Source organism: Microcoleus sp. PH2017_09_SFU_O_A (assembly GCF_020738625.1).
GTDB lineage: Bacteria > Cyanobacteriota > Cyanobacteriia > Cyanobacteriales > Microcoleaceae > Microcoleus.
This window is the reverse complement of the sequence record NZ_JAEQCF010000027.1, coordinates 46,148-50,370: the sequence shown is the minus strand read 5'-3', so window position 1 is coordinate 50,370 and position 4,223 is coordinate 46,148. Positions and strand designations below refer to the sequence as shown.

The window sequence follows — 4,223 nt, the reverse complement described above, 5'->3', positions numbered from 1 at the left end:
GTAGACTGACATTCCGGGCATTGCATAATATTCCTTTTAAATGTGTGTGATTTGTGACGCTCCGACGACCATTTCATCATACCCTAGTTCAGCAACGCCACAATGTGAAGTAAAACGTGCTGCCCTCACCGGGCGTCGATTCTACCCAAATTTTTCCCCCGTGTCGATCGACAATTTTTTGGACGATCGTCAAACCTGCCCCTGTACCGCCACCATATTCGTCTTGTGCGTGGAGTCGCTTGAATATCTGAAAAACGCGCTCCAAATGCTGTTGGGGGATGCCAATGCCGTTATCTCGCACATAAAAGGTATATAAACTTGGATCTTTACTGCTAGCGGATTCTGATTCGATCAAACCAATTTCCACCCATTTCTCGGTTTTATTATTATATTTAATCGCGTTACTAATTAGGTTGAGGACTAACTCGCTAACTAGAGTGCGATCGCAGGCAACTGTCGGCAACGATTGAGTGCGAAACTCGATCGCTTGCGGAGGCCCGCCGATCTTTAAAATGTCGATCGACTGTCGCACTAAATCGTTGAGATTTGTCGGTTGGCGCGAAAGTTCGCTGCGTCCCAGCCTGGAATAGTGTAGCAGAGAGTTAATCAGATCTTCCATGCGTTGGGTTAGGCGCACCAGCGTTTGCAATTTAGCGATGCCATCCTCGTGCAACACCTCCCCGTAATCTTCTATCAAGAAATTGGAATAGTTATGAATGCCGCGCAGCGGTTCTTTGAGATCGTGGGATGCGACGTAAGCGAAGGCATCTAGTTCAGTGTTACTGCGTTCCAATTCTAGATTAATCTTTGCCATTTCATCTGCCTGACTGAGGATAATCCCGACGATCAGGCTGCACAGTTCGGTGGCGACTTCGATCTCGCAGGACTTCCAAGGTAACGAGCAGCCCTGCACCGTTTGTTGCCAGAGTTCAAAGGATTTGCGAGGAGACAACCGCATCTCGCGATCGATTGTGACTTCGACAGGTTTGTTCGGGTTGCCGCCCCAGTTGACTGTTTGAATCACTTCTGGACGGAACCAGAGTATATAATTTTTGTTGACTTTGGAAATTTCTAATGCTAACAGTCCACTCGCAACGCTCTTAAATGACTCTGCGGTTGGATAAATTTCAGATAGCGATCGGGTTTGAAACAGGTTGTGTTGAATTTGGCTTTTAATCCATTCCCGCAGGGCAGGAATTTCAGCTTCTGGCGGCGTTTCACCAATACAAATAACTTGTTCTCCCGCGCAAACCGCCACTCCCGTCGCACCCACCAGATCTAGCAGGTTCGAGTTGAGTTGAACTAATCCATCCCAGAAGCTTTTTGACTGAGATAGCGATTCTACAAACTTGCTTTGGAGCGACTTCAATGTCATTTTGTAGTCTAAGTCTTCACGATCTTGTTTGTTTGCAAGTTCGATCGACATTACCTGCCCCACAAACTCGCACATGGTTCGCACGCTATAGGGCACATAGTTCGGCGTCGAATGATGGCAAGCAATCAGCCCCCATAGTTTTTGGTCTTGGATCAGTGAAATAGACATGGAGGCTGATACACCCATATTCTTGAGGTATTCCAAGTGTACGGGAGACACGCTCCGCAGCACCGATAAACTCAAATCCGTCGGGCGCGAGTCTAAGGGATTGTGCGCTGGCACTAACGCCACAGGCTCATAGGAGGAGTCTGGAATTAACCGCAGCCAGTTGAGGGTATAAAGCTGTCTCGCTTGCTGGGGAATGTCGCTGGGCGGATAGTGCAAGCCCAGATAAGGCGTTAGCGTTTCTACCCGATCTTCTGCAATCACCCGTCCGGATCCTGCGGCATCAAATTGATATACCATAACGCGATCGAATCCAGTGATTTTTCGCACTTCTTTAACTACAACCTCGCACATTTCCAGCAAGGTTGGAGCCTTTTGAATTTTAGTAATCGTTCCTTTTAATCGCTGGTAAAAATGGAAGAAGTCTGTTTTTTGTCTTTTCTTTTTTGGTTCCAATTCTAAAAAAATTATGGTATTGCAGCGATGAACAATGCCATCAAAATGAAGTAATTTTGTTTGAGCTTTTAGAGAAATATCTAACGGATTCACATACTCAAAGTCTTCGCTTAAGCACTGCCGAATTGCATTAATCTGCTGAGGAGCGAGTAAGTTTAATAGCGGTTTGCCCAACAGATCTTGGGGCTGTTGACCTAGCAAAGCCAACGCGTTATTGCTGACCTGGACAATCTTCAAGTCAGGCTCCTGCAAAACCAACAGCACCCCGTGGGGCTGAATCAGCCCTGGAATTTGAATCGGTTCGCGATCGCAGTTGGTTAAATCGACAGTTTGGCTTAAATCAACAACCTGGTTTATCATAAATAGTCCGCGAAACTCCGGCTAAAAAAAATATTTGTGTTCAGGAAAGCACTTATCTAGTAGCTGTAGGGTGCGTCGCCCTTCAAACTTATAAATCAATACAGTTCACTTAACACTTTTTATACCCCGGAGATCCCCCTAAATCCCCCTTAAGAAGGGGGACTTTGAGAGCATTCTTGTCCCCCCCTTGGTTCGGGGGGTTAGGGGGGATCTCTCTTAAGTGAACCGTATTGACTTATAAATAAAAATCGATCGTCTCACATCGACGCACCTGGTTTCTGCCATGATTATTGTTAACAAACCTAACAATTATGTTGTGCCAATGGTTTTTATAAATAGTATAAAGCACTTCTCTAGGGAGCATCTCAGTTTTGCAAGAAGCATTTTTTATAGTAGTGCGAGCGGGGACGCTCGACTGTAAATGCCAAACTGAGATGCTCCCCTTCTCTAGAAGCTGGCAAAGAGCTGTTGAGAGACTCCCCGCACGTTTACACGCGGGAGTCTCTCGAATCCTTATTTATCCGATCTTAACTTGATTGAGCGCTGGTGGAAAGTTAAACAGTCGAATGCGCCAGCAACTAAAGCAGTTTAATTGTGTACCAGAAAGAATTGGTTTAAAGCCTCTCCTTAAAAGGGATAAATTAAAATCAGACGATTCATTACTTTAATCCTCTTCCTTCTTTTGTTAAGTGCTTTCAATTGTCAACTGTCAACTGTCAACTGAATTCATGCGACCCTTGCATATCTTATACCATTTAGAAAAAGTCGTGCGACCCAATAATTGTTGGGCGGATTGAAACGGAGGGTTGTTTCCACGAGTCCTATGTGTCAGGTGCGTCGCCACTCCCCAAGTCGATAGAATTTAGGGATTAAGAATAGCGACGCACCCTACGAATATTGTTGCATCGAGTCCTAACCGACGAAAGCGGTTGCGAGACTTGGTATCGCCCCAACCGAGCGCCTCAACTAAGAAATAGCTGCTCATTGCCGATAGCTAGCAAAGTCAATATAACTTGTTATTCTACTTTCAGGCGATCGCACTATCGGACTTGCGATCGCCCGCACGATCAAAATGGCGTCGCCACCTGTAAGCTGAGCCTTGAACCCAAATGCGGATGCTCAAAGGAGAGTTCCCGCGCGTGCAAGTGCAGCCGATTCGCAGGGGCGCGACATCCGTAAAGTCGATCGCCCAAAATCGGTATTCCCAACCCTCGAACATCCGCTGCATGAACCCTCAATTGATGCGTGCGCCCCGTCAGCGGCCAAAACTCGACGCGAGTACAATTTCCCTCCTTCGCCATTACCTGAAACCTAGTAATGCTGGGTTTTCCGCACTCCAAATTAACTTGCTGAACCAGGGAATTTTTCGGGTCTTTTTTTACCGGGAGTGCGATCGTCCCCGCCTCTATGTTGACAGTCCCCGAAAGCACTGCTTCATAAACTTTGTGAACCCGCCGTTTCTCAAATTGCAGGCTTAGTTGACTGCTGGTTTCTTTGTCCCGCGCCAGCAACAAAATCCCAGATGTTGCTAAATCTAACCGATGCACCGCCGTCAGTTCTAACCCATCCGGCAACAAGTTTTGCAAGCGACTCAAAACGCTATCTTGATTTTCCAGATAACGACCTGGAACTGACAGCAAGTCTGGGGGTTTGTTGACTGCAATTAACCATTTGTCTTCATAAACAATTGGCAGCATTTCCTGGGGATTGGTGACTGGCAAGATGCTCGTTCCAGCAAATTTTTTGAGATTTGTGGGATGGGCATCTTGCGCGCCCCAAGAGCGATCGGTAACGGGCAAGATGCCCGTTCCACCATGATTGTTTTGATGAGTTGTGGGGAGTAGGGGTTGGGCATCTGGCGCGCCCC

General features: G+C 46.8%; 2 protein-coding genes. Both read right to left on the bottom strand.

Annotated features, from left to right (window positions below):
• Window positions 1-88: 88 nt before the first annotated feature.
• The gene (locus JGK16_RS12440; protein WP_293190630.1) at window positions 89-2,356 is read right to left on the bottom strand and encodes an ATP-binding protein; all 2,268 of its coding nucleotides are present in this window, start codon (window positions 2,354-2,356) and stop codon (window positions 89-91) included.
• Between the two features lie 1,067 nt (window positions 2,357-3,423).
• Window positions 3,424-4,223, bottom strand: an 800-nt coding sequence (locus JGK16_RS12435; protein ID WP_293190631.1) for an RluA family pseudouridine synthase, incomplete at its 5' end; no start/stop codon positions are given.